Annotated in this window: 21 protein-coding genes; 15 read left to right on the top strand and 6 right to left on the bottom strand. The window is 54.3% G+C overall.

Annotated elements, in window-relative coordinates:
- The first annotated feature begins 1 nt into the window (after position 1).
- The 14 genes from HOM51_19105 to ligA all read left to right on the top strand — a co-directional run bounded on the left by HOM51_19105 (position 2) and on the right by ligA (position 18514).
- A complete protein-coding gene (locus HOM51_19105; protein ID MBT5036626.1) occupies positions 2-1090 on the top strand; it encodes a phospho-N-acetylmuramoyl-pentapeptide-transferase in 1089 nt (362 codons plus the stop codon).
- Positions 1091-1103: 13 nt separating this feature from the next.
- A complete protein-coding gene (locus tag HOM51_19100) occupies positions 1104-2510 on the top strand; it encodes a UDP-N-acetylmuramoyl-L-alanine--D-glutamate ligase (protein ID MBT5036625.1) in 1407 nt (468 codons plus the stop codon).
- The gene (locus HOM51_19095) at positions 2507-3634 is read left to right on the top strand and encodes a cell division protein FtsW (GenBank protein MBT5036624.1); all 1128 of its coding nucleotides are present in this window, start codon (positions 2507-2509) and stop codon (positions 3632-3634) included. The genes HOM51_19100 and HOM51_19095 overlap by 4 nt, the downstream gene beginning before the upstream one ends.
- Complete coding sequence (murG, locus tag HOM51_19090) at positions 3631-4770, top strand: undecaprenyldiphospho-muramoylpentapeptide beta-N-acetylglucosaminyltransferase (protein ID MBT5036623.1); 1140 nt, start codon at positions 3631-3633, stop codon at positions 4768-4770. Before HOM51_19095 ends, murG begins: the two co-directional genes overlap by 4 nt.
- Entirely contained in the window at positions 4767-6215 is a 1449-nt protein-coding gene (locus HOM51_19085; GenBank protein MBT5036622.1) for a UDP-N-acetylmuramate--L-alanine ligase, read from the top strand. Before murG ends, HOM51_19085 begins: the two co-directional genes overlap by 4 nt.
- Positions 6212-7165, top strand: a complete 954-nt coding sequence (gene murB, locus HOM51_19080) for a UDP-N-acetylmuramate dehydrogenase (protein MBT5036621.1) — start codon at positions 6212-6214, stop codon at positions 7163-7165. The genes HOM51_19085 and murB overlap by 4 nt, the downstream gene beginning before the upstream one ends.
- Positions 7162-8067, top strand: coding sequence for a D-alanine--D-alanine ligase (locus HOM51_19075; GenBank protein MBT5036620.1), 906 nt, complete (start codon positions 7162-7164; stop codon positions 8065-8067). Before murB ends, HOM51_19075 begins: the two co-directional genes overlap by 4 nt.
- Positions 8068-8336: 269 nt before the next feature.
- Positions 8337-9176: an FtsQ-type POTRA domain-containing protein gene (locus tag HOM51_19070; GenBank protein MBT5036619.1), complete on the top strand. Its 840-nt coding sequence runs from the start codon at positions 8337-8339 to the stop codon at positions 9174-9176.
- Positions 9177-9480: 304 nt separating this feature from the next.
- Positions 9481-10746, top strand: a complete 1266-nt coding sequence (ftsA, locus tag HOM51_19065) for a cell division protein FtsA (protein MBT5036618.1) — start codon at positions 9481-9483, stop codon at positions 10744-10746.
- Between the two features lie 120 nt (positions 10747-10866).
- Positions 10867-12480: a cell division protein FtsZ gene (gene ftsZ / locus HOM51_19060; protein ID MBT5036617.1), complete on the top strand. Its 1614-nt coding sequence runs from the start codon at positions 10867-10869 to the stop codon at positions 12478-12480.
- Positions 12481-12662: 182 nt separating this feature from the next.
- Entirely contained in the window at positions 12663-13658 is a 996-nt protein-coding gene (locus HOM51_19055; GenBank protein ID MBT5036616.1) for a UDP-3-O-acyl-N-acetylglucosamine deacetylase, read from the top strand.
- Between the two features lie 194 nt (positions 13659-13852).
- Positions 13853-14746 (top strand): outer membrane protein assembly factor BamD, encoded by an 894-nt coding sequence (locus tag HOM51_19050; protein ID MBT5036615.1) that lies wholly within the window; start codon positions 13853-13855, stop codon positions 14744-14746.
- Between the two features lie 13 nt (positions 14747-14759).
- A complete protein-coding gene (gene recN / locus HOM51_19045) occupies positions 14760-16427 on the top strand; it encodes a DNA repair protein RecN (GenBank protein ID MBT5036614.1) in 1668 nt (555 codons plus the stop codon).
- 41 nt (positions 16428-16468) lie between these two features.
- Complete coding sequence (ligA, locus tag HOM51_19040; protein MBT5036613.1) at positions 16469-18514, top strand: NAD-dependent DNA ligase LigA; 2046 nt, start codon at positions 16469-16471, stop codon at positions 18512-18514.
- Positions 18515-18564: 50 nt separating this feature from the next.
- On the opposite strand, the gene HOM51_19035 is transcribed toward ligA, so the two are convergent.
- From HOM51_19035 to HOM51_19015, 5 genes are read right to left on the bottom strand one after another with little or no spacing between them, the layout of a single operon-like run.
- Positions 18565-19047, bottom strand: coding sequence for a F0F1 ATP synthase subunit B (locus tag HOM51_19035; protein MBT5036612.1), 483 nt, complete (start codon positions 19045-19047; stop codon positions 18565-18567).
- Positions 19048-19050: 3 nt separating this feature from the next.
- Positions 19051-19542: a F0F1 ATP synthase subunit B' gene (locus HOM51_19030; protein ID MBT5036611.1), complete on the bottom strand. Its 492-nt coding sequence runs from the start codon at positions 19540-19542 to the stop codon at positions 19051-19053.
- A 49-nt stretch (positions 19543-19591) separates the two neighbouring features.
- Positions 19592-19816 (bottom strand): F0F1 ATP synthase subunit C, encoded by a 225-nt coding sequence (locus HOM51_19025; GenBank protein ID MBT5036610.1) that lies wholly within the window; start codon positions 19814-19816, stop codon positions 19592-19594.
- A 55-nt stretch (positions 19817-19871) separates the two neighbouring features.
- A complete protein-coding gene (locus HOM51_19020) occupies positions 19872-20603 on the bottom strand; it encodes a F0F1 ATP synthase subunit A (protein ID MBT5036609.1) in 732 nt (243 codons plus the stop codon).
- 2 nt (positions 20604-20605) lie between these two features.
- On the bottom strand, positions 20606-20995 hold the full coding sequence (locus tag HOM51_19015; GenBank protein MBT5036608.1) for an AtpZ/AtpI family protein: 390 nt from the start codon (positions 20993-20995) through the stop codon (positions 20606-20608).
- A 237-nt stretch (positions 20996-21232) separates the two neighbouring features.
- Between HOM51_19015 and HOM51_19010 the strand changes: the two genes are divergently transcribed.
- Complete coding sequence (locus HOM51_19010) at positions 21233-21403, top strand: hypothetical protein (protein ID MBT5036607.1); 171 nt, start codon at positions 21233-21235, stop codon at positions 21401-21403.
- Between the two features lie 14 nt (positions 21404-21417).
- On the opposite strand, the gene smc is transcribed toward HOM51_19010, so the two are convergent.
- A partial coding sequence (gene smc, locus HOM51_19005; GenBank protein ID MBT5036606.1) for a chromosome segregation protein SMC occupies positions 21418-24670 on the bottom strand: 3253 nt, incomplete at its 5' end.

Here is a 24670-nt window from a genome sequence, read left to right as displayed (position 1 = left end):
GATGCTGTATAATTTCCTTTATCCCCTGGCCGATCAGATTTCGGTGTTCAACGTTTTCCGTTACATCACCTTCCGCACGGGTGGTGCTGTTATGACGGCGTTGATCCTCAGCTTTTTGATCGGGCCGTTCCTGATCCGCATGTTGGCCAGTCGCCAAAGCGGCGGGCAACCCATTCGCGACGACGGACCTGAGAGTCACTTGCTGACCAAAAAAGGCACGCCCACCATGGGTGGCTTTATGATCTTGCTGGCGCTGACCGTGGCGACCCTATTATGGGCAGATTTGACCAACGGCTATGTCTGGGCCGCCTTGGGCGTGACCATCGGTTATGGCGCGATTGGTTTTATTGATGACTATATTAAGGTCAGTCGCCGTAAAAGTGGCGGCTTGCCGGGTAAACTAAAATTAGTGCTTCAGACCGTGGTGGCCCTATCGGCGACGATGTGGATTATCCATCTGTTGCCGGAGCCCTTGAACTCCACCATTGCGGTGCCATTCTTTAAAAACCTCCTGATTGAGCTTGGCTGGATATTCCCAATCATGGCCGTGTTCGTCATGGTTGGATCGTCCAATTCCGTGAATTTAACAGATGGATTGGATGGTCTTGCCATTGTGCCGGTGATGATCGCGACCGGCGTTTTTGCCTTGATCGCGTACTTGGTCGGCAACGCCGTATTTTCTGGATACTTGCAAATTCATCATGTTCCCGGAACCGGCGAGCTCGCCGTTTTTTGTGGTGCTTTGGTTGGCGGAAGCTTGGGGTTCCTATGGTTCAACGCGCCGCCTGCGAAGGTGTTTATGGGCGATACAGGATCGTTGGCACTTGGCGGTGCACTTGGGACCATCGCCGTGATTACAAAGCACGAATTGGTGCTGGCCATTGTTGGCGGCTTGTTCGTATTGGAAACAGTTTCGGTCATTGTCCAGGTTGCGTCGTTCAAGCTGACCGGCAAGCGCGTCTTTCGCATGGCGCCGTTGCATCACCATTTCGAACAGAAGGGTTGGTCCGAACCGACCATCGTTATCCGATTTTGGATTATCGCCGCGATCTTGGCGCTGATCGGCCTCTCCACGCTGAAGCTCAGATAGGAAAGTTGAAATAATGATTCACATTCCAGGGTACGCAGAAAAATCGATTGTTGTTTTAGGCCTAGGCCTCAGTGGCCTAGCCGCTGCGCGCGCGATGATGGAATCGGACGCCGATGTTTGGGCTTGGGACGACAATGCGAATGCCCGCGCTGAAGCCGAAGCGGTTGGAATACCTGTTCGCGACCCGGCAAGCGCAAACTGGCGCAAAATGTCAGCGCTGATCATGAGCCCCGGAATTCCTCACACCTATCCAAGTCCTCACCCAATTGCCGACCGCGCCAAGGCCGCGGGTTGCCCGATTATTGGCGATATGGAGCTTTTGATGGGAAGCCAACCAGACGCCGCCTACGTCGGCATTACGGGCACCAATGGCAAGTCAACGACGACTTCGTTGATCGCGCATGTTTTGCAAGTTGCCGGTCGCACCATTCAAGTCGGTGGAAATTTAGGGACACCTGTTCTGGAGCTTCTTCCTATGGGCGACGGCGGCATTTATGTGCTGGAGATGTCGTCGTATCAATTAGATTTAACGCCGTCTATCTCGTGCGATTTCAGTGTACTTTTGAACATTAGCCCGGACCATCTGGGACGGCATGGCGGCATGGACGGGTATGTCGAAGCCAAGAAATCAATGTTCCGAAATCAAACTGCTGACTCAACCATGATTATTGGAATAGACGACGACCATTCACGGGAAATTTTTGAAACCCTACGTGCGGATCGACGGGGTCGGGCCATCCCCATCTCAGGTACGCGCGCGGTGGAAAAAGGCGTCTTCGCTATGGATGGCGTCTTGTTTGATTCATTGGATGGCGACCCGCGCCCGGTTTTAGATTTATCGGATGCGCCAGCTTTGCCGGGGACCCACAATGCACAAAATGCCGCAGCTGCTTATGCAGTGACCAGATCAGCGGGCTTGGATTGGCAGGAAATTTCCGATGCCATCAAAACCTATCCCGGCTTGGCCCATCGTCAGGAACGCGTCGAAGTCATTGACGGCGTGGCCTACATCAACGACAGCAAGGCAACCAACGCTGACGCAGCAGCCCGGGCATTGGGATGCTACGAAGCGATTTGCTGGATCGCCGGTGGACAATCCAAAGAAGGTGGCCTTGATCCTGTCACGCCTTACCTGAACAAAGTGGTGCATGCCTTCTTAATCGGTGAAGCACAAGACGCCTTCGCTGCTGTGCTGGCAGACCGAGTTCCGGTTACCAAATCAGACACCTTAGCAAAGGCCGTTGAGCAAGCGCATCAACGCGCCCAAGAAGATAAATCAGGCGGTTGTGTCGTTCTGTTATCTCCGGCGTGTGCGTCATTTGATCAGTTTGATAACTTTGAACAACGGGGCGATGTATTCAAAGCACTGGTCCAGGGTTTGCCCGGCCAACATAATTCTGAAGGAGGCGCCCTGAGGTGAGCACCTTCGCCCGCACAGATACAAGCTTACTTGGCCGCTGGTGGTGGACGGTGGACCGTTGGGCTTTGCTTGCCTTGTTTAGCTTGGCGGCAGTGGGTGCAGTCATGACCATGGCGGCGTCGCCACCGGTCGCGGAAAGGATCGGACTCGACACATTCTATTTCGCCCGTCGTCAGTTTGTATTTTTGGTCGTTGCCGTTTTATTGATGTCGGCGGTGTCGCTGATGTCGCCCAGAGGTGTTCGGCGGGTCGCTGTTGTCTGCCTTGGTGTATCAATGGCCCTGACGGCGCTGACCTTGTATTTTGGCGCTGAGATCAAGGGGGCAACGCGCTGGCTGCATTTTGCTGGGCTTTCCCTGCAGCCGTCTGAATTTATCAAGCCTAGCCTTGCGGTGGTTTCCGCGTGGTTATTTTCCATGCATAGGTTGGGTGAAAACCGCGCTGGGAATGCGATTGCGATTATATTGTTTGGTTTGGTTTCCGCGATGCTTCTCTTGCAGCCGGATGTCGGCATGACCATGGTCATCGCAGCGGTGTGGGGCGTGCAGTTTTTCCTGGCCGGGTTACCACTGCTTTTGGTCGGCGCAATCGGTGTTTTCTTTTTGGCGTGCGGCGTTGGGGCTTACTTCACCTTCAGCCATGTGCAGTCTCGTATCGACCGGTTCTTGGATCCGGCAATTGGCGAGAACTACCAAGTCATGCGCGGCCTGGAAGCCTTCCGCAATGGCGGCTTGTTCGGACGTGGTCCGGGCGAAGGACGGGTGAAGGAAGTTCTTCCTGATGCCCATGCAGACTTTATATTTGCTGTCGCCGGGGAAGAATTCGGCTTGATCGCATGTCTGATTATTGTCGCCCTATTTGTCTTTATCATCGTGCGGGGATTCTCTCGTGTGTTCAAAGGCAAGGATCTGTTTGTTCTTTTGGTTGTGGCCGGGTTGCTGGTGCAGTTCGGATTGCAAGCCATGATCAACATGGCCTCGGCCATTCATCTCATTCCGCCCAAAGGCATGACGTTGCCGTTCATTTCATACGGTGGATCATCAACCATCGCGCTGGCCTACGGCATGGGCATGGTTTTGGCACTAACACGCGAACGGCCCGGTGATTGGGGGGAGCGTCAATGACGACATTTGACGCCCCCCTGATCGTGCTCGCTGCCGGCGGTACCGGCGGACATGTGTTCCCGGCCGATTCACTGGCGTCTGAATTGTCGAGCCGAGGGTGCCGGTTGGCACTCGTAACTGATCGTCGCGGGGACGCCTATGGCGGATCATTAGGCGAGATCGAAACCCATCGCATCTTAGCCGGCGGTATCGCCGGTAAGGGACCCATCGCGAAAATACGGTCGCTCATTGAATTGGGGATCGGAACCTTACAGGCGAGAAGCTTGCTCAAAAGACTACGCCCTGCCGCAGTTGTCGGGTTCGGCGGATATGCTTCCGTGCCGACAATGGTCGCGGCGACTTTAGCGAAGTTCCCGACGGTTCTTCATGAGCAAAATGCAGTGCTCGGTCGGGCCAATAGGTTGCTCGCGTCCCGGGTTGCCAGGATCGCAACATCCTTTAAATCCACGAAGAGTATTCCCGGTGAAGCACTGGATAAGGTCGTTCATACAGGTATGCCCGTGCGTCCAACCATCCTAGCTATGCACGATACCAAGTATCCCGATTTAAATTCGACCCGCGAAATTAACCTGTTGATCATGGGTGGCAGCCAAGGGGCTCGGGTCTTGAGTGATGTCTTGCCGGAAGCCTTGGGCCAATTGTCTGATGATCTTCGTCGGCGTTTGCGCGTGACACAGCAATGTCGAACCGAAGATGTCGAGCGCACCCGTGCCGTTTATGAAATCATGGGCGTGAGTGCAGACGTGGATTCGTTCTTTGATGATATTCCAGAACGCCTCGCCGCCACACATTTATTGATTGGTCGTTCAGGGGCCTCCACGGTTGCTGAAGCCATCACGGTTGGACGGCCTTCCATTCTTGTTCCCTATCCTCACGCAATTGACGATCACCAATCTGAGAATGCTCATGCGGTGGATGAAGTCGGCGGCGGCTGGCTGATCCCGGAGGACGCCTTTACACCGGAAACTTTGGCGGCACGTTTGAGCGAACTATTCTCCATGCCCGCAGCCCTGGAGAAGGCAGCCTCTTGCGCAAAAACTGCAGGACGTGCGGATGCGGCACATCAATTAGCCGATACGGTTTTAGGGCTATTGCCCGGCAATGGCGGAAATGAGATGCGGAGGCAGGCAGCATGAGAGCCCTCCCCCTCAACATTGGCACGCTTCATTTTATTGGTATCGGTGGCATCGGTATGAGCGGCATTGCAGAGGTGCTGCATAACCTCGGTTACACAGTTCAAGGCAGCGACATCAGCGACAATGCCAACGTTCAACGTTTGCGCGACATGGGAATTCCGGTCGCCGTTGGTCACGATGCCGGCAACTTAGGCGAAGCCCAGGTCGTCGTCGTTTCAACGGCGGTAAAATCAGACAACCCCGAAGTTTCAGAAGCCCGCAAGCGTTTGATCCCCGTGGTTCGGCGCGCCGAAATGCTGGGTGAGTTAATGCGGCTTAAGTGGTCGATTGCAGTTGGCGGCACGCACGGAAAAACCACCACGACATCACTGATCGCGGCGTTACTGGATGCGGCGGACCTGGACCCGACGGTCATCAATGGCGGCATCATCAATGCCTGGGGCACGAATGCGCGGTTGGGGGATGGTGAATGGATGGTGGCGGAAGCCGACGAGTCTGACGGCACCTTCTTAAAGCTGCCGGCGACAATCGCTGTTGTAACAAATATGGACCCTGAACACTTGGATCACTACGGCTCGTTTGATGCACTGCGGGACGCGTTTGATGCGTTCGTTGAGAACATTCCCTTTTACGGGTTCGCCGCCCTTTGCATCGACCACGCAGAAGTCCAGGCGATGATCCCGCGGGTTTCAGACCGGCGTGTTGTGACTTATGGATTCAGTCCGCAGGCGGATGTGAGAGCCGTCAATATGGACTCTGACCCCAGTGGCGTTAGGTTCGACGTGACCATCACCGATCGTAAGGCGGATACAACTCGGACCATGGAAGCCCTCAGCCTTCCCATGCACGGGGTTCACAATGTTCAGAACGCCTTGGCCGCTGTCACCATTGCCACCCAGATGCAAGTTGATGACGACATCATTCGTCGTGGTATGGCCAAATTCGAGGGCGTAAAACGGCGCTTTACTAAAACCGGCGAAGTGGACGGCGTCACCATCATCGATGACTACGGCCACCACCCTGTTGAAATTGCCGCGGTCCTGGGTGCAGCACGAACGGCGACCGACGGACAAGTCATCGCCGTGGTGCAGCCACATAGGTACACCCGTCTACGCGATCTGTTCGAAGAATTTTGCAGCTGCTTCAACGATGCGGATGTGGTCGTTGTGGCGGATGTCTATGCTGCTGGCGAAGATGCTATTCCAGGATTTGATCGGGATTCTTTGGTCGAGGGGTTACGGACTCGAGGTCATCGTTCGGTCCTACCCTTAGAGAAACCTGAAGGCTTGGCAGGGATCGTCGGCACGTTGGCACAACCAGGTGACATGATCATCTGTTTGGGTGCCGGCAACATTACCCAGTGGGCCAATGCACTACCTAAGGAAATCGGACGGTTGCGCGGGTCCAGCAACGATAATGCTACCAATTCGGGGGCAGCAGGATGATGGTAACCGGGTTCAGCACATCTCATCTGATCGAACGCTTGCCGACGGTTCGGGGCAGCTATACCGCGAACGCGCCCTTGAATAAATCGACGTGGTTCCGCGTTGGTGGCCCGGCCGAAGTTTTATACAAACCTGCCGATAAAGTTGATTTGGCTGGTTTTCTAGCAAGCAAGCCGGAGGATGTTGCGCTAACCATTCTAGGCATCGGGTCAAACTTATTGATCCGGGACGGTGGCATCCCTGGAATCGTTGTGCGCCTTGGCCGCGAATTTGCGAAGGTGACCAGCAACGACTTGGATGTTTTGGCCGGGGCAGGTGCGAGTGATGTTAATGTTGCCAATGTCGCCCGCAACGCAGGCATCACAGGATTAGAATTCCTAAGCGGTATCCCGGGAACGATTGGCGGTGCACTTCGCATGAATGGCGGTGCCTTCGGTGCGGAGATGGCTGACATTACAATCAGTGCCAAAGCCATTGATCCAGCCGGAAATATCCACGAATTAAACCATGATGATTTGGGCTTCAGCTATCGCCATTCCGAGGTGCCAAACGACTGGATTTTTGTCTCGGCCCTGCTGAGAGGGCAACAAGGCATAACCGCGGAAATCGCCCGTCGCATGGATGAAATTCGCGACGAGAGAGAACTCAATCAACCGATGCGCACGCCAACGGGTGGTTCCACCTTCAAGAACCCACCATCGGCCAAGGCATGGCGACTCATCGACGAAGCTGGGTGCCGTGGATTGATCCGCGGCGGTGCTCAGGTCTCCAACAAGCACTGCAATTTTTTAATCAATACGGGCACCGCCACGGCAGCAGACCTGGAAGGTTTAGGCGAAGAAGTCCGCCGCCGGGTGTTCGAGAACTCAGGCCATAAATTGGAGTGGGAAATTCGCTGCATTGGCCGACCGGAAGCGCCGGTTGTTGGCGTGGTAGAGGACAAGTCATGACACACCATGTTGCAGTTCTCATGGGCGGCTGGTCCGCCGAACGCGAAGTCTCTCTGGTCAGTGGTGCGGCTGTTAGCCAAAGCTTAAGCGAAAGCGGCAACCGCGTGACTTCCATCGATGTGCAACGCGATATGGGGGCGTTGATGACCCGGCTCTATCCCCGGCCTGATGCGCTGTTCAACGCGCTGCATGGACGCTTTGGTGAAGACGGATGCGTGCAGGGCCTGATGGATATTCTGGAAATACCCTACACCCATTCTGGCTTGCTTGCCTCCGCACTCGCCATGGATAAGCCCATGGCCAAGCGGCTTTTTGCCGAGGTTGGCATTCCTGTTGCTGAACACAAGGTCGTCAATCGGGAAGAAGCCTTATCCGGCGATGTGATGGCGCCACCTTATGTCATCAAACCTCTAAATGAAGGCTCCAGCGTCGGCGTTGTTATCATCAAGGATGTCCAAGATCTAGATGCGATTACCGGCGACAACTGGCCCTACGGCACCCAGGTGATGGTCGAGAAGTATATTCCAGGAAAGGAATTGTGCGTCGCTGTCATGGGTGATCGGGCCTTGGCCGTGACGGAGATCGAAACCGATCGGGATTTTTATGACTACGACGCCAAGTACGTTGATGGCGGATCGAAACACACCATCCCAGCGCGCCTTGATGAGAATATTACGGAGCGAATTTTGGAACTCGCTCAGTTGGCCCATCAGACCTTGGGATGTCGCGGCGTATCCAGGGCTGACTTCAGACTTGATGGCGACTCGCCGTATTTGCTGGAAATTAATACACAGCCCGGAATGACGCCGACGTCTCTGGTACCTGAACAAGCCAGCCATGCCGGAATTTCGTTCAATGAATTGGTCACGTGGATGGTCGATAACGCGGAGTATGATCGATGAAGAATATCGATAAAGTTTCTGGTGGTCTGTATCACCTAAATTACGCCCCTACGATCAGTTTTCCAGTTTTCTCGGTAGGAGAGGATGCGCGGGCGATGCCACAGCATCGTCAAGCGTTCTCGACACCCCGAGGGAGCGGGAAAACTGACCTGAAAGGCGACGGTGTGAGGCTTCCGGACTTCGTCCTGCATAACTTGTGGTGTAGGCACCACGGCGCTACGCACTCCTTGCCGGAAACCTCACACCATCGTCGTAGGGGGGCAATTTAGATGATACAGACCACTAGCGCAAAACGCGGCAAGCCTCGGCGCAATGCAATTCCGCTATGGCGCCGTCGACCGCTTATTGCTGTTGCGGCTTTGATGATGGTTGTTGCCAGTATTGGTGGCGGATGGTGGCTGTGGCAGGACGGCTTGATCGGTCGCACCACATCGCAAGCGAAATGGAAAATGATCGCCTGGTCCGGTGAAATGGGGTTCAAGGTTGAAGACATCCTTGTCGTTGGTCGGCGAGAAACAACGCGGCGTGAAATATTCTCGGCTATTGGATTAGTACGGGGTGCACCAATTTTGGCGTTCGATCTAAACGCTGCCAAGGCTCGGGTAGAGGCGTTGCCTTGGATCAACAAGACGTCCCTGGAACGCATGTTACCGAACACCATTTTACTGCGAGTCGAAGAGCGCAGGCCAATGGCCATTTGGCAGCACAAAGGGCAGTTCGCGCTGATTGATACTGAAGGAAAGGTCATCCTGAAAAAAGGATTGGGCCGGTTCGCTGATCTGTTGGTCGTGGTCGGCAAGGGCGCGCCGGATCATACCGCAGAGTTGATCAAAATTATGGAGACCCAGCCACACTTGCAAAGTTTGGTTAAGGCTGCGGTTCGTGTCGGTGGGCGACGCTGGAACATCCGCTTGGCTGGCGGCATCGATATCCGCTTGCCGGAACAGGACCCGGTGAAGGCCTGGGCTCGGCTTTCTGAGTTTGAAAGCAAACACAAATTGCTGGCCGGCGATATCAAAATATTGGACATGCGACAGGCGGATCGACTGATCGTCCGGAGGCATCGTTCCAAGGATCAAGAGGAATTTATGAAGGGGCATGAAACGTGAGTGGGGCGTGCTTATACCAAATTGCAGTAATAATGACCCATAGAGATCGCAAATATGGTCCGTCGGGTAGGAGAAATGTCGCAGGCGATGCCCAGCATCGGCAAGACTTTTCGACGCCCTCCGACGGGCCATACTTGCGACCGAAACGGCGGCCTACCAAGACTTTCGGACGGCGTCGTGCACGCCTCGTGATGCGGAGCATCACCACGCCGCACGCTCCTTGCCGAAAACCTTGGTAGGCCGTCTCTATGGATCACTATTACTGCAACTTGGTATCAATTTTGGTGGGAGTTTAGGAAAAAAGATGGGAAAGCGGAGTTCTCAGCTTAAAAATAGAACCGGCTTGATTGCCGCTTTGGATGTGGGCACCACAAAGGCGTCCTGTTTCATCGCGCGCATGAACGCTGAAGGCAAACCGGAGATTGTCGGCGTTGGCCATCGTATTTCGAAGGGCCTTCAATGCGGCACCATAATCGATATGGGTAATGCCGAAGATACCATTCGAGCGACGGTTGAAGCCGCCGAACAAATGGCCGGTGAAAATATTCGCGAAGTGTTCGTCAACCTATCGGGCGGACAACCTAAGTCGCGGCTCATTGCCTACGAAATTTCAATTGGTGGCCATGAAATTGGCGAGGCCGATATGCGCCGCGTGCTCGATCCGGCATCGCTGTTTAAGGAATTGCCCAAGGATCATGAACTGGTCCACGCCATCCCGGTTGGGTTTAGCGTTGATGGTAACCGCGGCGTGCGCGATCCAAAGGGATTGTTCGGCCAACGCTTGGGCGTAAACATGCACATGGTCAGCGCGCCAGCTGGCAGCACGCGGAATCTTGAAATGTCGGTGGCCCGCTGTCACTTAGGACTAAATGGAAAAATAATTTCGCCTTACGCTTCGGCCTTGGCGTGCCTTTCGGACGACGAGAAACAATTGGGCGTCACCTATATGGATATGGGTGGCGGCACGACATCGATCGCTGTCTTTTTCGATAATGAATTGGTTCATACCGACAGCATCCCACTCGGCGGAATTCACGTCACAAACGATATCGCCCGTGGCTTGTCGACACCGATGAACCAGGCGGAACGTATCAAAACCATGTTTGGCAGCGCTTTGCCGTCTTCGTCAGATGATCAGGAAATCATCGAAGTCCCGGTGATTGGTGAAGAAGAAGGCGGAGAAATGAGCCAAGTGCCGTTGTCGATGGTGATCGGAATCATCCGACCTCGGCTTGAAGAAATTTTTGAAATGACCCGTGAGCGTCTGGCGGCATCCGGCTTTGCAACCGTTGCCGGTCGTCATGTGGTGTTATCCGGCGGGGCTAGTCAATTGCCGGGTTTAAGAGAATTCGCCGCCAGTGCACTGGATAAACAAGTGCGCTTGGCGCGACCGAAATCGTTGCAAGGGCTTCCTGAAGCCGTTTCAGGGCCTGCCTTCGCCACGTGTCTGGGATTATTGAACTACGCCGAAAACAACCCAGCGGATGTCCTTAAAGGAGGACGCCGCCTAAGTGAGGAGCCGAACGGCCGTTTAGGCCGCATCGGTCAGTGGATGCGTGAGAATTTTTAAATCTGATTCAAATAACCGGCAGGATCAACCTGCCTTCGTATCGGTGTTCCCCGAGGTGGGGAGCATCCGTCAATCCTTTGAGTGTTCCAAATCAATTCGATCTTTAACCGGAGGCCTACAATGAGCATCAATCTTAGCGTACCAAGCCAAGCCAATTCACAAGAACTTAAACCCAGGATTACCGTCGTCGGTGTCGGCGGTGCCGGTGGCAATGCGGTCAACAATATGATCGAGTCCTCACTGGAAGGGGTCGACTTCGTGGTCGCCAATACCGACGCGCAAGCGTTGGGTTTGTCCCGCGCTGATCGCCGCATTCAGTTAGGTCTCTCGACGACCCAAGGTCTTGGATCCGGCTCACGCCCCGAAGTCGGCAGAGCCGCAGCCGAAGAAGCCATGGACGAAGTCCTTGAACACCTAAAAGGGTCGCACATGGCGTTTATTGCAGCCGGTATGGGCGGCGGCACGGGCACCGGCGGTGCCCCGGTCATTGCCAAGGCAGCCCGCGAACTTGGTGTTCTCACTGTTGGTGTTGTCACCAAGCCGTTCCAGTTCGAAGGCGTGCATCGGATGCGATTGGCCGAAGCCGGCATTGAGGAACTCGAACAATTCGTCGATACCTTGATCGTTATTCCCAATCAGAATCTGTTCAGGGTCGCCAACGAAAAGACGACATTTGCCGATGCCTTTAATATGGCAGATGAGGTCCTGCACTCAGGTGTTCGTGGTGTGACTGATTTGATGGTCATGCCGGGCCTGATTAACTTGGACTTTGCCGATATTCGCTCGGTTATGAGCGAGATGGGCAAGGCGATGATGGGAACAGGCGAATCCGACGGCGAACGCCGTGCCTTGGATGCTGCCGAAGCCGCCATTTCTAATCCTCTCCTGGACGATATTTCCATGAAGGGGGCCAAAGGCATGTTGATCAACATTACCGGCGGTGCCGATATGACGTTGTTCGAAGTCGATGAAGCCGCCAACCGAGTGCGCGACGAAGTCGATCCAGAAGCCTATATCATCTTTGGTTCCACTTTCGATGAATCATTGGAAGGACGGATCAGGGTTTCTGTTGTCGCCACTGGCATCAACGTCGAAGCAGGTGCCCTTCCACGGCCGCGGTTATTGAATGTTGTTGATCGGCCTCAGCCAGAACATATCGTTGTTCCGGAAGCCGATATGGAAGAGGACCTGGAGCCAGTTGCGGAATTCGAACCTGAGGTTGCTGAAAATACAATCGTCGATATTCGGCCTTCAATGAGACTGACTGAAGAAGTCGAAGAAATGGAATCGGAGCCAGAGCCTGAAATCGGCGAACCAGCAGCGGAAATGCCGTCGGCAATGCCCTCAATAACGGCGGAAGATGCCTTTATTCCTCCCGTTCCTGCGGATCCAAAAAATGGTGAAGTTACGCAAGAGCCTGATCCCTTTGCCGCAGCGGCTATGGTTAATGGCGTAAACGACCAGCAAGCAAAAGTCGAAGTGAAGAAACCGACAGCAGTATCACCCTCGCTTTTCGAGCGCATTACAGGTGTTGGCCGTGCTGGTGCGGCACCGAAGGAAGCGCCCGCACCACAACGTGCAGAACCGCTAATTAACTCAGCAGGAAGTGATGCTCCGACATCTCAAGTGCCGACTGCTGATCCGAACTTGGATCTACCGGAACAGCCACAAACCACACGGGAGGAAGACGAGTTGTTGGACATTCCGGCGTTTCTCAGGCGGCAGGCGAATTAAGTCTAACGCATTGACTAAACGTAACAATTGGTAACAAAGATTGATTTGTGCGCCTCGGGGGGTATTGCTACAAATTCCCTCGAGGCGTCGCTCAAATGGGGGTGATGATTCGGGAAGATTCGGATCGGAGCTAAAGTTTAAGAAACGGCGTTTCTGAATTAATAAATTAAGACCTGGGGACTATGGACGCACTCGTTACCACGACAACAACTGGATCCGAAGTACAAGCGATCCAATTCCCGCTTCAGACGACTTTGAAGACGGCGATTTCGTGCACGGGCGTTGGTCTGCACTCCGGTAAAAAAGTTTCCATGACTTTGAATCCTGCTGATGAAAACAGCGGGATTGTTTTTAAGCGCACTGATATTGAAGGCAATGGTGCCGTGATCCCGGCGACCTGGGACCGGGTGGTCGATACCATGTTGTGCACCACCATCGGCAACGAAGATGGTGTGACGGTTAGCACCATTGAACATCTTATGGCGGCATTGTCTGGTTGTGGCATCGATAATGCGATTGTTGAACTCAGCGGACCTGAAGTTCCAATCATGGACGGTAGTGCTGCACCTTTCGTATTCTTGGTTGAATGTGCTGGGGTGGCTCAACAGAACGCACGTCGTCGGGTCATTCGTGTGTTGAAGCCCATTTCTGTCACGGACGGTGATAAGGTCGCGACTTTAAATCCGAGCAATGTTTTCTCATTGGATTTCTCCATTGATTTCGACAGTGCCGTGGTTGCAAGCCAGTCTTTTTCAATTGGCCTGATAGATGGAACCTTCAAGAACGAACTGGCCCGTGCCCGGACATTTGGTTTCCTGCATGAAGTAGAACAGCTTCGCGCTGCCGGCTTGGCAAAAGGGGGCTCGTTGGATAACGCGGTCGTCGTCAGTGGCGATAAAGTGCTGAATGAAGAGGGCCTGCGCTTCGATGACGAGTTTGTCCGCCATAAGGTCTTGGATGCAATCGGCGATCTTTATCTGGCAGGGGGCGCGATCCTCGGTCAATTCAGTGGTGTATGCTCTGGTCATGCCGCGAACAACCAAATCTTGCGGGCCTTGTTTGCGGATAAAGATGCTTGGTGCTACGAGGCAGCAGAATTCGAAGCCTTATCGCAACAACCGCATATAGGCGGTATTTGGAAAAAGCCAGTTGGCGAAGTCGCGGCGGTGGCTGTTTAATCCTCTTGATTTAAAAATTTATTTTTTCTGAGTGGCCTTGGACCTTTCCAGGGCTTTTTTTCGACTGTTACATGCTTTAAGAAAATTCCGCTCATTAGAGTTGCATCGCCGCTACCCAAGCGTGATATAATCCTTACGCCTTGCTAGAGTCGTGAATAAATTGGCGGGTGCAAATTCTATTAGGAAATGACTTGATGTTGCGACGTTACTGTTTGTCGAATTGGCGTTTGCCGAATTGGGTTGTTCTGGCAACCGTACTTGGTGTGTTAGTCGGGTGCTCTGCCATAGAAGAGGAAGAGCATGTTTACATCGAACGATCCATGGACCGAATCTATAATAGTGCTCTCGATCTTTTAAAACAAAGGGAATACAAGGCCGCAGCAGCCGAGTTTGACGAGGTTGAGCGCCAACATCCGTATTCCTCTTGGGCGACCAAGGCCCAGTTAATGTCGGCCTATGCATACTATTCCGGTAATGCTTATCCCGAAGCTATAAGCGGCCTGGAGCGATTTATTCAATTGCACCCAGCGCACAAGGATACGCCTTATGCCTATTATCTGAAGGGTTTAAGCTACTACGAGCAAATTTCCGATGTCGGTCGCGATCAACGCATGACGACAATGGCCCTGAAAAGCCTACGCGAAATTGTCGCTCGCTTTCCCAAAACCAAGTATGCGCGCGATTCCAAATTAAAGATCGACCTGACGGTGGATCACCTGGCTGGCAAGGAAATGAACATTGGGCGGTATTATCAGGACCGTAAGCAGTACTTGGCGGCGATAAATCGGTTCAAATTGGTAACTGAAAAATTTCAGCGGACAACCCATGTGCCAGAGGCGTTGCATCGCTTGGTTGAAGCCTATTTGGCATTGGGGCTTCGCCATGAAGCGAAAAAGGTCGCGGCTGTCCTTGGCCACAATTATCCTGGCAATGAGTGGTATTCTGACACCTATGACCTTATGGGCGGATCTGTGACAGCTGAGGTCGTTAAGCCGAAAAAGCCGACAAAGTCGACTAAACCAAAAAAGCCGGCTAAGCCGAAAAAGGACGAAAAAGAACTCTCTAAACCCTGGTACATACTATGGTAACCGGACCGGCTGTATGTTGAGAACCCTGTCGATCCGGGATGTCGTCCTCATCGGTCGATTGGACCTGAGCTTTCAGGCCGGGTTGTGCGTATTGACGGGCGAAACCGGGGCCGGAAAGTCGATCTTGTTGGATGCCTTGGGCCTTGCACTTGGCACTCGAGCTGAATCGCGTCTTGTTCGCCAGGGTGCTTCACAGGCGGCAGTAACCGCGGTGTTTGACGTTGCTTCTGATCACGAAATATATGCGCGTCTGGAGTCCCATGGAGTGGACGCGGATGAAGATGACCTGATCTTACGCCGGGTTTTGACGGCGGAGGGAAAGTCCAGAGCTTTCATCAACGACCAACGGGTCAGCGTGTCATTGCTCCGGGAAATCGCAGAACTTCTTGCAGAAGTCCACGGCCAGTTTGAAAGCCAACGCCTGCTCAGCCCACAAGCCCATCGTGGACTTCTGGATGCTTATGGCGGGCTGGATGGCCAGCTTAAAGAAACCAGCGACACATGGACTGCCTGGGGACAGGCGCGACAGTTGCTGACAGACGAAACGGAACGACTTGCCGAAGCGCGACGCAACGAAGACTACCTTCGGCACGCGGTCGGTGAGTTTGATGCTTTGGAACCCAAAGTAGGTGAAGAGGAAGCCCTCGCCCAGAAACGTGCGCTGATGATGCATGGTGAAGTTGTATTGGAAGCCATGCGCCGAGCCTCCGCCGAATTAAACGCCGGGCGGGGTGCGGAGGAAACTCTTCGCGGTGCGATCCGGCATTTGGAATTGGTCGCGGCTAAGGCCGATGGAAAATTGGACGATACCATCGCCGCCTTGGACCGCGCCGCCTCTGAAGCTGCGGAAGGACTTGCCCTTCTGGAACGCGCAGGCAGCCAAGTGGACCTGGACCCCAGCCAGTTGGAGCAGGTGGAGGAACGTCTTTTCGCGCTACGTGCGTTAGCTCGAAAGCACAATATCGAGGTCGATCGCTTGCCAGACTTACACGCCGACATGGCGCAGCAACTGGAAGCCCTTGAAGAAGGCGGTGCCAATCTCGCCCGTTATGAAAAGCAAGCGGCAGCGGCACGCGTAGATTACGTGAAATCGGCGGAGACCCTCGCCAAGGCACGGGAAAAAGCGGCGAATGAATTGGATACGGCAATCGCTGTTGAACTGGTGCCTTTAAAGCTGGATAAGGCGTTGTTTCTGACCCGTTTGGAGCCTTTGGAGGAGCAAGACTGGGGAGAGGGTGGAACCGAACGCGTTGCCTTTCAGGTCGCGACCAATCCGGGTGCGCCGCCGGGGCCTTTGAATAAGATTGCTTCCGGTGGAGAACTCGCCCGTTTTATGCTGGCACTCAAGGTTGTGCTGGCACGATCAGACCAAATTCCGACTATTGTCTTTGATGAAGTGGATGCAGGCGTCGGCGGTGCCGTTGCGGCTGCAGTTGGCGAACGCCTGGAAAAATTAGCTGGCGAGGTTCAGGTTCTGGTGGTGACTCATTCGCCCCAAGTGGCGGCCCGGGGTGAACATCATTGGCAGGTCTCAAAAATGGAAGCTAACCCTGGCGTTCTGACCACCGTCGATCCCCTATCAGGCACAGGCCGCACGGAAGAGATCGCGCGTATGCTGGCGGGAGAAAGCGTAACCGATGAAGCCCGCGCCGCCGCCGAAAGCTTGATGCGAGGGCAATAGCCGTGACCGGATCCTTGCGCGACACTCCCGTTGCTGAATTGATGTCGCCAGACGCCGCCGTGGAATTGGAATTCCTGGCCAAGGAAATCGCCGAACACGATATCGCCTATCATCAAAATGATGCGCCCTCCCTGAGCGATGCAGACTACGATGCGCTGCGCCGCCGAAACGACGAAATTGAAGCGCGCTTCCCGTTGCTGATCCAACCCAACAGCCCATCGAAGCGGGTTGGTGCGCCCGCTGCAGCAGGATTTTCCAAGGTCACCCATGCCCGACCGATGCTGTCATTGGGTAATGGATTTTCAGAAGAAGACATAGCCGAATTCTTGGCGCGGGTCCGGCGATTCTTGAGTTTGGGCGAAGACGAAGTCGTGGAAATTGTTGGTGAGCCCAAAATTGACGGGCTCTCCATTTCCTTGCGCTACGAAAACGGTCGCCTCGTTCAGGCGGCAACCCGTGGCGATGGCCAAGTCGGCGAAGACGTCACCGCCAATATCAGAACTTTGAACGACATTCCGGCTGAAATAACCGGGGACGTACCAAGTGTGATGGAAGTCCGTGGCGAGGTCTACATGGGCAAGGCCGATTTCAAGGCCTTGAATGATCGGCAAGAAGCCAACGATGAGAAAGTCTTTGCGAATCCCAGAAACGCGGCAGCTGGGTCCTTGCGCCAGAAAGATTCGACAATTACGGCGTCGCGGCCGCTTGGTTTTTTTGCCTACTCATGGGGAGAAGTTGCGTCACCTGTTGCGGATACCCACCAAGAATATTTAGATAAGCTAAATGCGTGGGGCTTCTCTGTTAATCCACTCACCGAAATATTGCCGGACCTGAACTCCATCATGGTGTTCTACACCGACTTGAACGAACGTCGGTCCGGACTGGACTACGACATTGATGGTATCGTCTACAAGGTCAACCGGATCGATTGGCAAGAACGCCTGGGCCAAGTAAGCCGTGCCCCGCGCTGGGCCATCGCCCATAAGTTCCCGGCGGAAAAGGTTCAGACGCTGCTAAAACAAATAGTCATTCAAGTTGGCCGTACCGGCACTTTAACGCCTGTCGCAGAACTGGAACCCGTGACTGTCGGCGGCGTGGTCGTTTCCCGTGCAACGCTTCATAACGAAGATGAGATTATCCGGAAGGACGTTCGCGCCGGGGATACGGTCATTGTGCAGCGCGCAGGGGATGTGATCCCACAGGTTGTCCGCGCCGTTATGGAAAGGCGCCCAGACAACACAACGCCCTTCGAATTTCCAACGTCCTGCCCTGAATGCGGCAGCCACGCCGTGCGCGAAGAAGGCGAAGTGGCACGACGCTGCACCGGCGGCCTTATTTGCCCGGCACAAGCTGTGGAACGGTTGAAACATTTTGTGTCTCGAAATGCGTTCGATATTGAAGGCCTTGGCGGACGGAGCATTGAGGAATTCTGGAAAGATGGGTTGATCAAAACCCCTGTTGATATTTTTAAACTAAAGGACAGTCGGGCCGCACTTGAAGGCCGGGAAGGGTGGGGCGATAAATCCATCGAAAACCTATTCGCGGCGTTGGACGAGAAATTAAACATTCCCCTGGATCGATTTATTTATGCTCTGGGGATTCGCCAAGTTGGCCAAGCAACGGCGCGCCTAATGGCCAAGCAATACGGGGCGCTAGATAAATGGCAGGCGGCCATGTCAGATGCGCATGACGAAGAGAGCGAAGCCTATCAAGACCTCGTCAATATCGATGGGATCGGGCCGTCGGCGGCGAAAGATTTGGTGGAGTTCATTTCAGAATCTCATAACAGAGACGTTCTTGATGACTTCAAAGATATCCTAACAGTTGAACCGTTTGTTGCTCCCGATGAATCGTCATCCCCGGTTGCCGGGAAAACGGTGGTCTTTACCGGGGCCTTGGAAACCATGAGTCGGAATGAGGCCAAGGCTCGGGCGGAAACGCTTGGTGCTAAAGTGGCAGGTTCAGTTTCTACGAAAACGGATTACGTCATTGCCGGGCCAGGGGCAGGGTCTAAGGCGAAGAAGGCCGAAGATTTAGGCGTTGCGACTCTCACAGAAGAAGAGTGGCTGAGTTTAATAGGGGAGTAAAAAAGGAGCCTAAAATGGCTCCTTTAGAATTTAAAACGGACAGCTGAAATTTAATTCAGCTTAGCCGGAATTTCCTTAATCGCTGCATCCACCAAGGCATCGGACTTGTCTGCTGACAAGTTCTCTGCAAGCAGCCGCCTCGTGGCATCGAGTGCGATCTCGGCGACGACGGCGCGGACTTCGTCGATGGCGCCGGCTTCGGCTTGGGTGATCCGTTCTTCGGCTAGCTTTTCCCGCCGTGCCAGAGATTTTTCCAAGTTTTCGGCCGCGTGCGTTTTCATTCGCTCTGACTCTTCGCGGGCATGGATCAGAATAGCCTCGGCCTCTTTCGCAGAATCCCGTTGCTTGCGTTCGTAGGTGGAAAGCAGTTCCTGGGCTTCTTCTAGCAGCTTCTCACCTTCTTCGATTTCGGCGCGGATTTTGTCTGACCGCGCATCCAAGGCCGTCGCCGCCAACTTTGAAATCGGCTTGACCGTGAGGCCAAGAAAAATCACAAAGGCGACCAGGGTCCAGAAAGTGGGAGATTCTAACATATTCTAGTTCCTAGCCTTTGAAGCAGCATCAACAGCATTCGCCACAGTCGAACCATCGGCGGCTTCACCAATCAATTTCTCAACCGCACTGCCAGCCAGTTCGACGGTGACGGCTTGAATGTTCGTCATGGCGTCAGCTTTTGCCTTGGAAATCCGTTCCTCGGCCTCAGTTATCCGAGCAGCGACCTTGGCGTCGAGTTCTTGTTGACGCTCTGCTGCGACCGTATCGAGTTCAGACTTAACCTGAGCGACGATGGATTGCGCCGCGACCCGAGCGTCGGCCAATGTTTTGTCGTAGGCTTCAATCGCGGCTTCGGCGTCAGCCTTGAACTTAGCGGCCTTATCCAGATTGTCTTCGATCTTACGCTGGCGCGTTTCGAGCGCGCCGCCGACCTTGGGTACAACGCCTTTCCAGACGATGAAAAACAAGGTGACAAACGTAATCACCAGCCATGCAATCTGCGGCGCAAACGTGGCAACGTCTAACTGTGGCATGTCGGCCCTCTATCTAATAACCCTGGAAGGGACGAACCCTTCCAGAAGATTAACCAAACAGGATCATCAGAGAGATGGCGAGGGCGAACAGTGCAGTCGCTTCCGACAACGCAAAGCCAAGCCATGTCATCATGCTGACAGCGCCTTCAGCCGCCGGGTTCCGGCCAACAGCCTGAACAAACGAGCCAAACACGGTGCCAATACCAACACCGGCACCGGCAACACCGATAACGGCCAGACCGCCACCAATCAGTTTTGCTGCTTCAATATCCATTGTTAAAGTTCCTTTCGATGATTGAGTAATTCTAGAATTAAAATTTCAGCCGACCCTAGTGCAGATGCAGAGCATCATTGATGTAAAGGCAGGTCAGAATAGCAAAAACGTAAGCCTGTAAGCAGGCGATGATGATTTCCAGTCCTGTCAACAAGACGACAAAGACCAGTGGTACAACACCGGCCACGCCTAACAGAACGACAAAACCCGCGAACACTTTCAACAAGGTGTGTCCTGCCATCATGTTGGCTGCAAGCCGCAACGACAGGCTGACCGGACGAACGAAATAAGAAATGATCTCAATCGGCACTAGCAACGGGGCCATCCACATGGGAACCCCAGGCGGCAGGAAGAATGCGAAGAAATGCAGGCCGTGCTTATAAAGTGCCAACAGCGTCACCCCAACGAAAATTACCGCCGCCATCGCGAATGTCACGATGATGTGGCTGGTGAAGGTGAAGCCATACGGGATCATACCCAGCAGATTGCCGAACAGAATGAAGATGAAAATGGTGAAAACCAATGGGAAGAAAGCGCGACCTTCGGAACCGATGGTGTCTCGAACTAAGTTAGAAACAAAACCATAAATTAATTCGGACATTGATTGCCATCGCCCCGGGACGGTGGCGTTGCGTTTAACGCCTGCAATCAAAAATACAGAGGATACAACCACGGCCAAAACCATGAATGCGCTTGCGTTGGTGAACGAAACATCTAAATCGCCGATGTGCATCGGGATTATGGATTTTACTTCGAACTGGGCTAAGGGACTATGACCTGACGCCACCTTTAACTCTCCTGATCTTCACCGCTTGTCTCAACCGGTTTTTTATATCCTGCCGCTGGTCCATAACCCCGAACCACGCGGTATGTATTCAACAGGCCAGCGCATGCTCCTAAAAGCATAAACACCAACATAAACCACGGTTTGGTATCAAACGTTTTGTCTAGATACCAACCGACACCAAAGCCCACACCAAACGCTGCAACTAACTCAACGCCAATTCGCATGGCCATGGCCAGCCCGCTTGTCGGATTGCCACTAACCTTAGTGAACCTTCCGGCGGCGCGGTCGCCGCGTGCGCGTGCTTTATTCAGACGTTTGCCGAGGTCTTCCAACGAACGGGCATCTTCGTCTCCCGTCTTCGTCGGTGTCTCTTTTGAATGCCCCTCGGTCATTGGGAATGCGCGCTTTTAAATTCGTTGCGCGCGTTATTCTCCGTCCGGCTATTACACGCCAATTTCAGCGCGGAAGGTACCCACCGACCCTGGCCCTGTCAAGGACCAATCAGACGTTCTTAATGCATTGAAAAACAACGATTAAAAGAGAATATGAGCGCCTAGAGCACTTTCCGACTCTACGTGGTCACTGAGACAACGACTCAAACTCTCTGGTTAGGAAGGGAATGTGCCGCGATGCTATCGCATCGCAAACGCTGCCTGACGACATCCAGAGGGTTGGAGTCGCTGCCTTCGGTCGTTTTTCCGATCCGCCCACGTCGTCAAGACCGCTTGCCGATGCGCCGCATCGTCGGCGTGGCCTTTCCTAGTGGGCGGATCGGAAAAACGATCTCAGTGACCACGTAGAGTCGGAAAGTGCTCTAGCCTGTCGCCCGCAGTCCCGCTGCGCCCTGCAGGTCGACGGAAACCAGTTGTGAAACACCTCTTTCGGACATGGTTACCCCAAATAGTCGGTCCATTCGGGCCATTGTCATGCGGTGGTGGGTGATAACGACGAATCGGGTTTCACCCGTCGCGGCCATTTCGGCAAGCAATGAACAGAACCGATCAACGTTAGCGTCATCCAAGGGGGCATCGACCTCGTCCAGCACGCAGATTGGGGCTGGGTTGGTCAGGAACACGCCGAATAGAAGCGACAACGCGGTCAAAGCTTGCTCGCCACCCGACAACAGCGACAAAGATTGCAACTTTTTACCTGGTGGGCTGGCCATGATTTCAAGGCCAGCCTCAAGCGGATCATCCGAATCGGTAAGTTTTAGGTGCGCGGTGCCGCCGCCGAACATGCGAACAAACAAATCCTGGAAGTGTTGATCGACCTCTTTAAAGCTGGCTAGCAGTCGCTGGCGGCCTTCGCGGTTCAATTCAGCAATGCCTCTGCGAAGTTTCTCAATCGCTTCGATCAGGTCGCCGCGTTCTAAATTCAGGGTTTCAATCTGCTCCGTCATTTCCTGCATTTCTTGCTCAGCGCGAAGATTGACAGGACCCATGGTGTCGCGTTCTCGGAGCAATCGATCCAGCCGACGCTCAACGCCTTCCAGTTCAGGCAGTTCAGCGCCTTCTTTCAGTTCCGCAATTTCCGGCAGATCATCCGGGCCGCAGTCCAATTGGTCGCGCATACGGTCGATGATGCCGGTGCAGGCTTGATTGGCCTGTTCGACAATCCCTTCGGCGCGTATTTGTCGTTCCCGCGCTTGGGCAAGTTTTGCTTCCGACTCGCGGAGGTTCTTTTCCGCAACTGCCAGGGCCTTCTCGGCAATCGCAAGCGCATCCGCGGCTTCGGTTCTTTTGCCTTCAGAGCCCTGAATTTGATCCAGCAACGCGCGACGCCGTTCGGCTATTTCTTGCGGCAAAGCGGCCAAGCGTTCAATTTCCGTACTCACCAACTGGCGGCGTTCTTGAAGCTGTTCCATTTGCTGGGTAGCGTTGGTTTGGCGGGTGTTCCAAGAGCCCAATTCGTTGGTAATTTCTCGTAGCCTGTCTTCGCGAACATTTGCTGCGCGGATTAGATTTTCGAGCGTGCTCCGGCATTCAACTTGGCGGGCGCGTTTTTCGGCTAATTCGGCCCTGATTTCGGCCGACTGATCGCGAAGCGTGCTCCCGTCCGGCAACTCAGCCAATTCGTCTTTAGATTGGGACAATAAAGTTTTGGTTTCGCGTTGGTCAGCTTCGATATTGGCCTGGGTTTGTTGCACGGCTTGTAGTTTGGTCGAATGGGTAGATGCCAGTTCTTTAATTTTTGCCAGCGCATCGCGGGCTGTGGTGAAGGCACGATCAGTTTCCTGGGCAGTGGCGCGGGCCGTGCGTTCAGCTTCGCCACCTTGGCGAACCGCTTCGCGGGCGGCCTCTACCCTGGAGTCTGCTTGGGTGACCGTCTCACGAACCCCTTCTAGGCGGGCACGGACATCTTTTAAGCGGTTGCCTTGCTCTAAGCGCGCTGCCGCTGCGGTCACGGCACCGGCGGAGACGGTATAGCCATCCCAGCGCCAGAGTGAACCGGTCTTACAGACGAGGCGCTGACCTTGGGTTAGATCCTTGGAGAGCGCCCGCGCCGTGTCTTCATCATCCACAATACCGATCTGGTCGAGTCTGCGGTTCAGTGCCGCGGGGCCTTTAACATAATCACTGAGAGGTTTGGCCGACCCAGGCAGGCTAGGGGCTCCTGAAAACGGTGAGAGGGTGCGCCAGCGAATTGGTGCCGATTCGTCGGTTGGTGCGGTCAGATCATCGCCCAAGGCAGCCCCTAATGCGGCTTCATATCCGGGTTCTACCGAAACCGCATCAATCAACGGTGGCCAAAGGTCTTGGCCGCCCGCATCCAGAATATCGGTCAGCGCCTTTTCTTCGGCTTCGAGACGGTTCAAGACCGATTGTGCCTCGTGCAAGGTTTTGACCGTTTCTCTTTCGGAATCGCTCAACGAGCTACGACCGGATTCGGCTTTTTCTACATCTTGGCGAGCTTGCTCCAGGGCTGTCTGGGTTTCTGTTAAAGTCTCCTCAGCAGCTTCTAAGGCTTTCCAATCGACACTTTCAGCCTCAAGAGCCGCGTGTTGTTCATTAGCCTCCGCTGCGCGCGTTGCCAAGCGATCAACCCGTTGCTCAGCTTCGTTAACGGTACGGGTTAGACTGGCGCGGCGGGCTTCATCGTGGGCGATCTGCTGGGTGATTTGGGTCAGGGCGTCGTCCCGTGCGTTTACTTCGGTGGAAACTTCCTCTGCGGCTTTGGCCGCGGCCTCGCGGGTGCTGTCTTCACCTTCGCGGGATTTTTCGATCTCACTGCGTTCGCCTTCAAGACGTTCGACGGCGGCCTTGGCGTCAGAAACTAATGTTTCTTCCCGTGCGCGGTCAGCGGCGATTTGTTCCAGGCGAGTGGTGTTGTCCGACCGTGCGCTCTCGATCCGGGCTTCTTCTTCTTCCAAGCCTTCGCGGGCAATGACGAGCCGTTGTAATTCAGCTGCCGTCGCAGCCTCAGCTTGGCGGAGTTCAGGCAGGCCACTGGCGCGTTCGGCCTGAACGGTCGTTGCATTGGCGGTCAGGCCGGTGAGTTCACGCACGGCGTCTTGGGTCGATTGAAGCTCGGTTCGGCCTTCCGCAAGGTTCAGTTGTGCGGCCAGCCAGCGGAGATGAAACAGCATCGCTTCGGTGCGGCGAATGTGGCCGCTGATGTTGCGATACCGGGTCGCTTGGCGGGATTGCTTTTTTAGGTTCAGAAGCTGGGTGTCTAGGGTGATGAGAATATCATCGAGACGATCCAGGTTGGTTTCGGCACCCCGCAGGCGAAGTTCAGCCTCGTGACGGCGCGAATGCAGGCCGGTGATACCAGCGGCTTCTTCTAATAAGGTTCTACGTTCTGTTGGTTTTGCAGCGATTACGGCCCCAATTCGGCCTTGGCTGACAAGTGCGGTCGAACGTGCCCCAGTGGCGGAGTCGGCAAATAATAACTGAACGTCACGGGCGCGGACGTCTTTTCCATTAACCCGATATGCTGAGCCCTTTTCCCGTTCAATCCGACGGGTCACATCCAAGTCTTCGAATTCGTTGAATTGGGCAGGGGCGGTGCGGGCTGTGTTGTCGAGCGATAAAATAACTTCGGCAATATTACGGGCCGGTCGATTG

The sequence above is a fragment of the Rhodospirillaceae bacterium genome (assembly GCA_018660465.1).
In the GTDB taxonomy this organism is placed as follows: Bacteria; Pseudomonadota; Alphaproteobacteria; order Rhodospirillales; family JABJKH01; genus JABJKH01.
This window is presented reverse-complemented; position numbering and strand designations above follow the sequence as displayed.

Bases quoted from the DNA above. Each gene is read 5' to 3' on its own strand.
- HOM51_19070 (MBT5036619.1), top strand. From the start codon at position 8,337: ATGATACAGACCACTAGCGCAAAACGCGGCAAGCCTCGGCGCAATGCA.
- murG (MBT5036623.1), top strand. From the start codon at position 3,631: ATGACGACATTTGACGCCCCCCTGATCGTGCTCGCTGCCGGCGGTACC.
- recN (MBT5036614.1), top strand. From the start codon at position 14,760: ATGTTGAGAACCCTGTCGATCCGGGATGTCGTCCTCATCGGTCGATTG.
- HOM51_19015 (MBT5036608.1), bottom strand. From the start codon at position 20,995: ATGACCGAGGGGCATTCAAAAGAGACACCGACGAAGACGGGAGACGAA.
- HOM51_19085 (MBT5036622.1), top strand. From the start codon at position 4,767: ATGAGAGCCCTCCCCCTCAACATTGGCACGCTTCATTTTATTGGTATC.
- HOM51_19100 (MBT5036625.1), top strand. From the start codon at position 1,104: ATGATTCACATTCCAGGGTACGCAGAAAAATCGATTGTTGTTTTAGGC.
- HOM51_19010 (MBT5036607.1), top strand. From the start codon at position 21,233: ATGCTATCGCATCGCAAACGCTGCCTGACGACATCCAGAGGGTTGGAG.
- HOM51_19075 (MBT5036620.1), top strand. From the start codon at position 7,162: ATGACACACCATGTTGCAGTTCTCATGGGCGGCTGGTCCGCCGAACGC.
- HOM51_19030 (MBT5036611.1), bottom strand. From the start codon at position 19,542: ATGCCACAGTTAGACGTTGCCACGTTTGCGCCGCAGATTGCATGGCTG.
- ftsA (MBT5036618.1), top strand. From the start codon at position 9,481: ATGGGAAAGCGGAGTTCTCAGCTTAAAAATAGAACCGGCTTGATTGCC.
- HOM51_19050 (MBT5036615.1), top strand. From the start codon at position 13,853: ATGTTGCGACGTTACTGTTTGTCGAATTGGCGTTTGCCGAATTGGGTT.
- ftsZ (MBT5036617.1), top strand. From the start codon at position 10,867: ATGAGCATCAATCTTAGCGTACCAAGCCAAGCCAATTCACAAGAACTT.
- HOM51_19025 (MBT5036610.1), bottom strand. From the start codon at position 19,816: ATGGATATTGAAGCAGCAAAACTGATTGGTGGCGGTCTGGCCGTTATC.
- HOM51_19105 (MBT5036626.1), top strand. From the start codon at position 2: ATGCTGTATAATTTCCTTTATCCCCTGGCCGATCAGATTTCGGTGTTC.
- murB (MBT5036621.1), top strand. From the start codon at position 6,212: ATGATGGTAACCGGGTTCAGCACATCTCATCTGATCGAACGCTTGCCG.
- HOM51_19035 (MBT5036612.1), bottom strand. From the start codon at position 19,047: ATGTTAGAATCTCCCACTTTCTGGACCCTGGTCGCCTTTGTGATTTTT.
- ligA (MBT5036613.1), top strand. From the start codon at position 16,469: ATGTCGCCAGACGCCGCCGTGGAATTGGAATTCCTGGCCAAGGAAATC.
- HOM51_19055 (MBT5036616.1), top strand. From the start codon at position 12,663: ATGGACGCACTCGTTACCACGACAACAACTGGATCCGAAGTACAAGCG.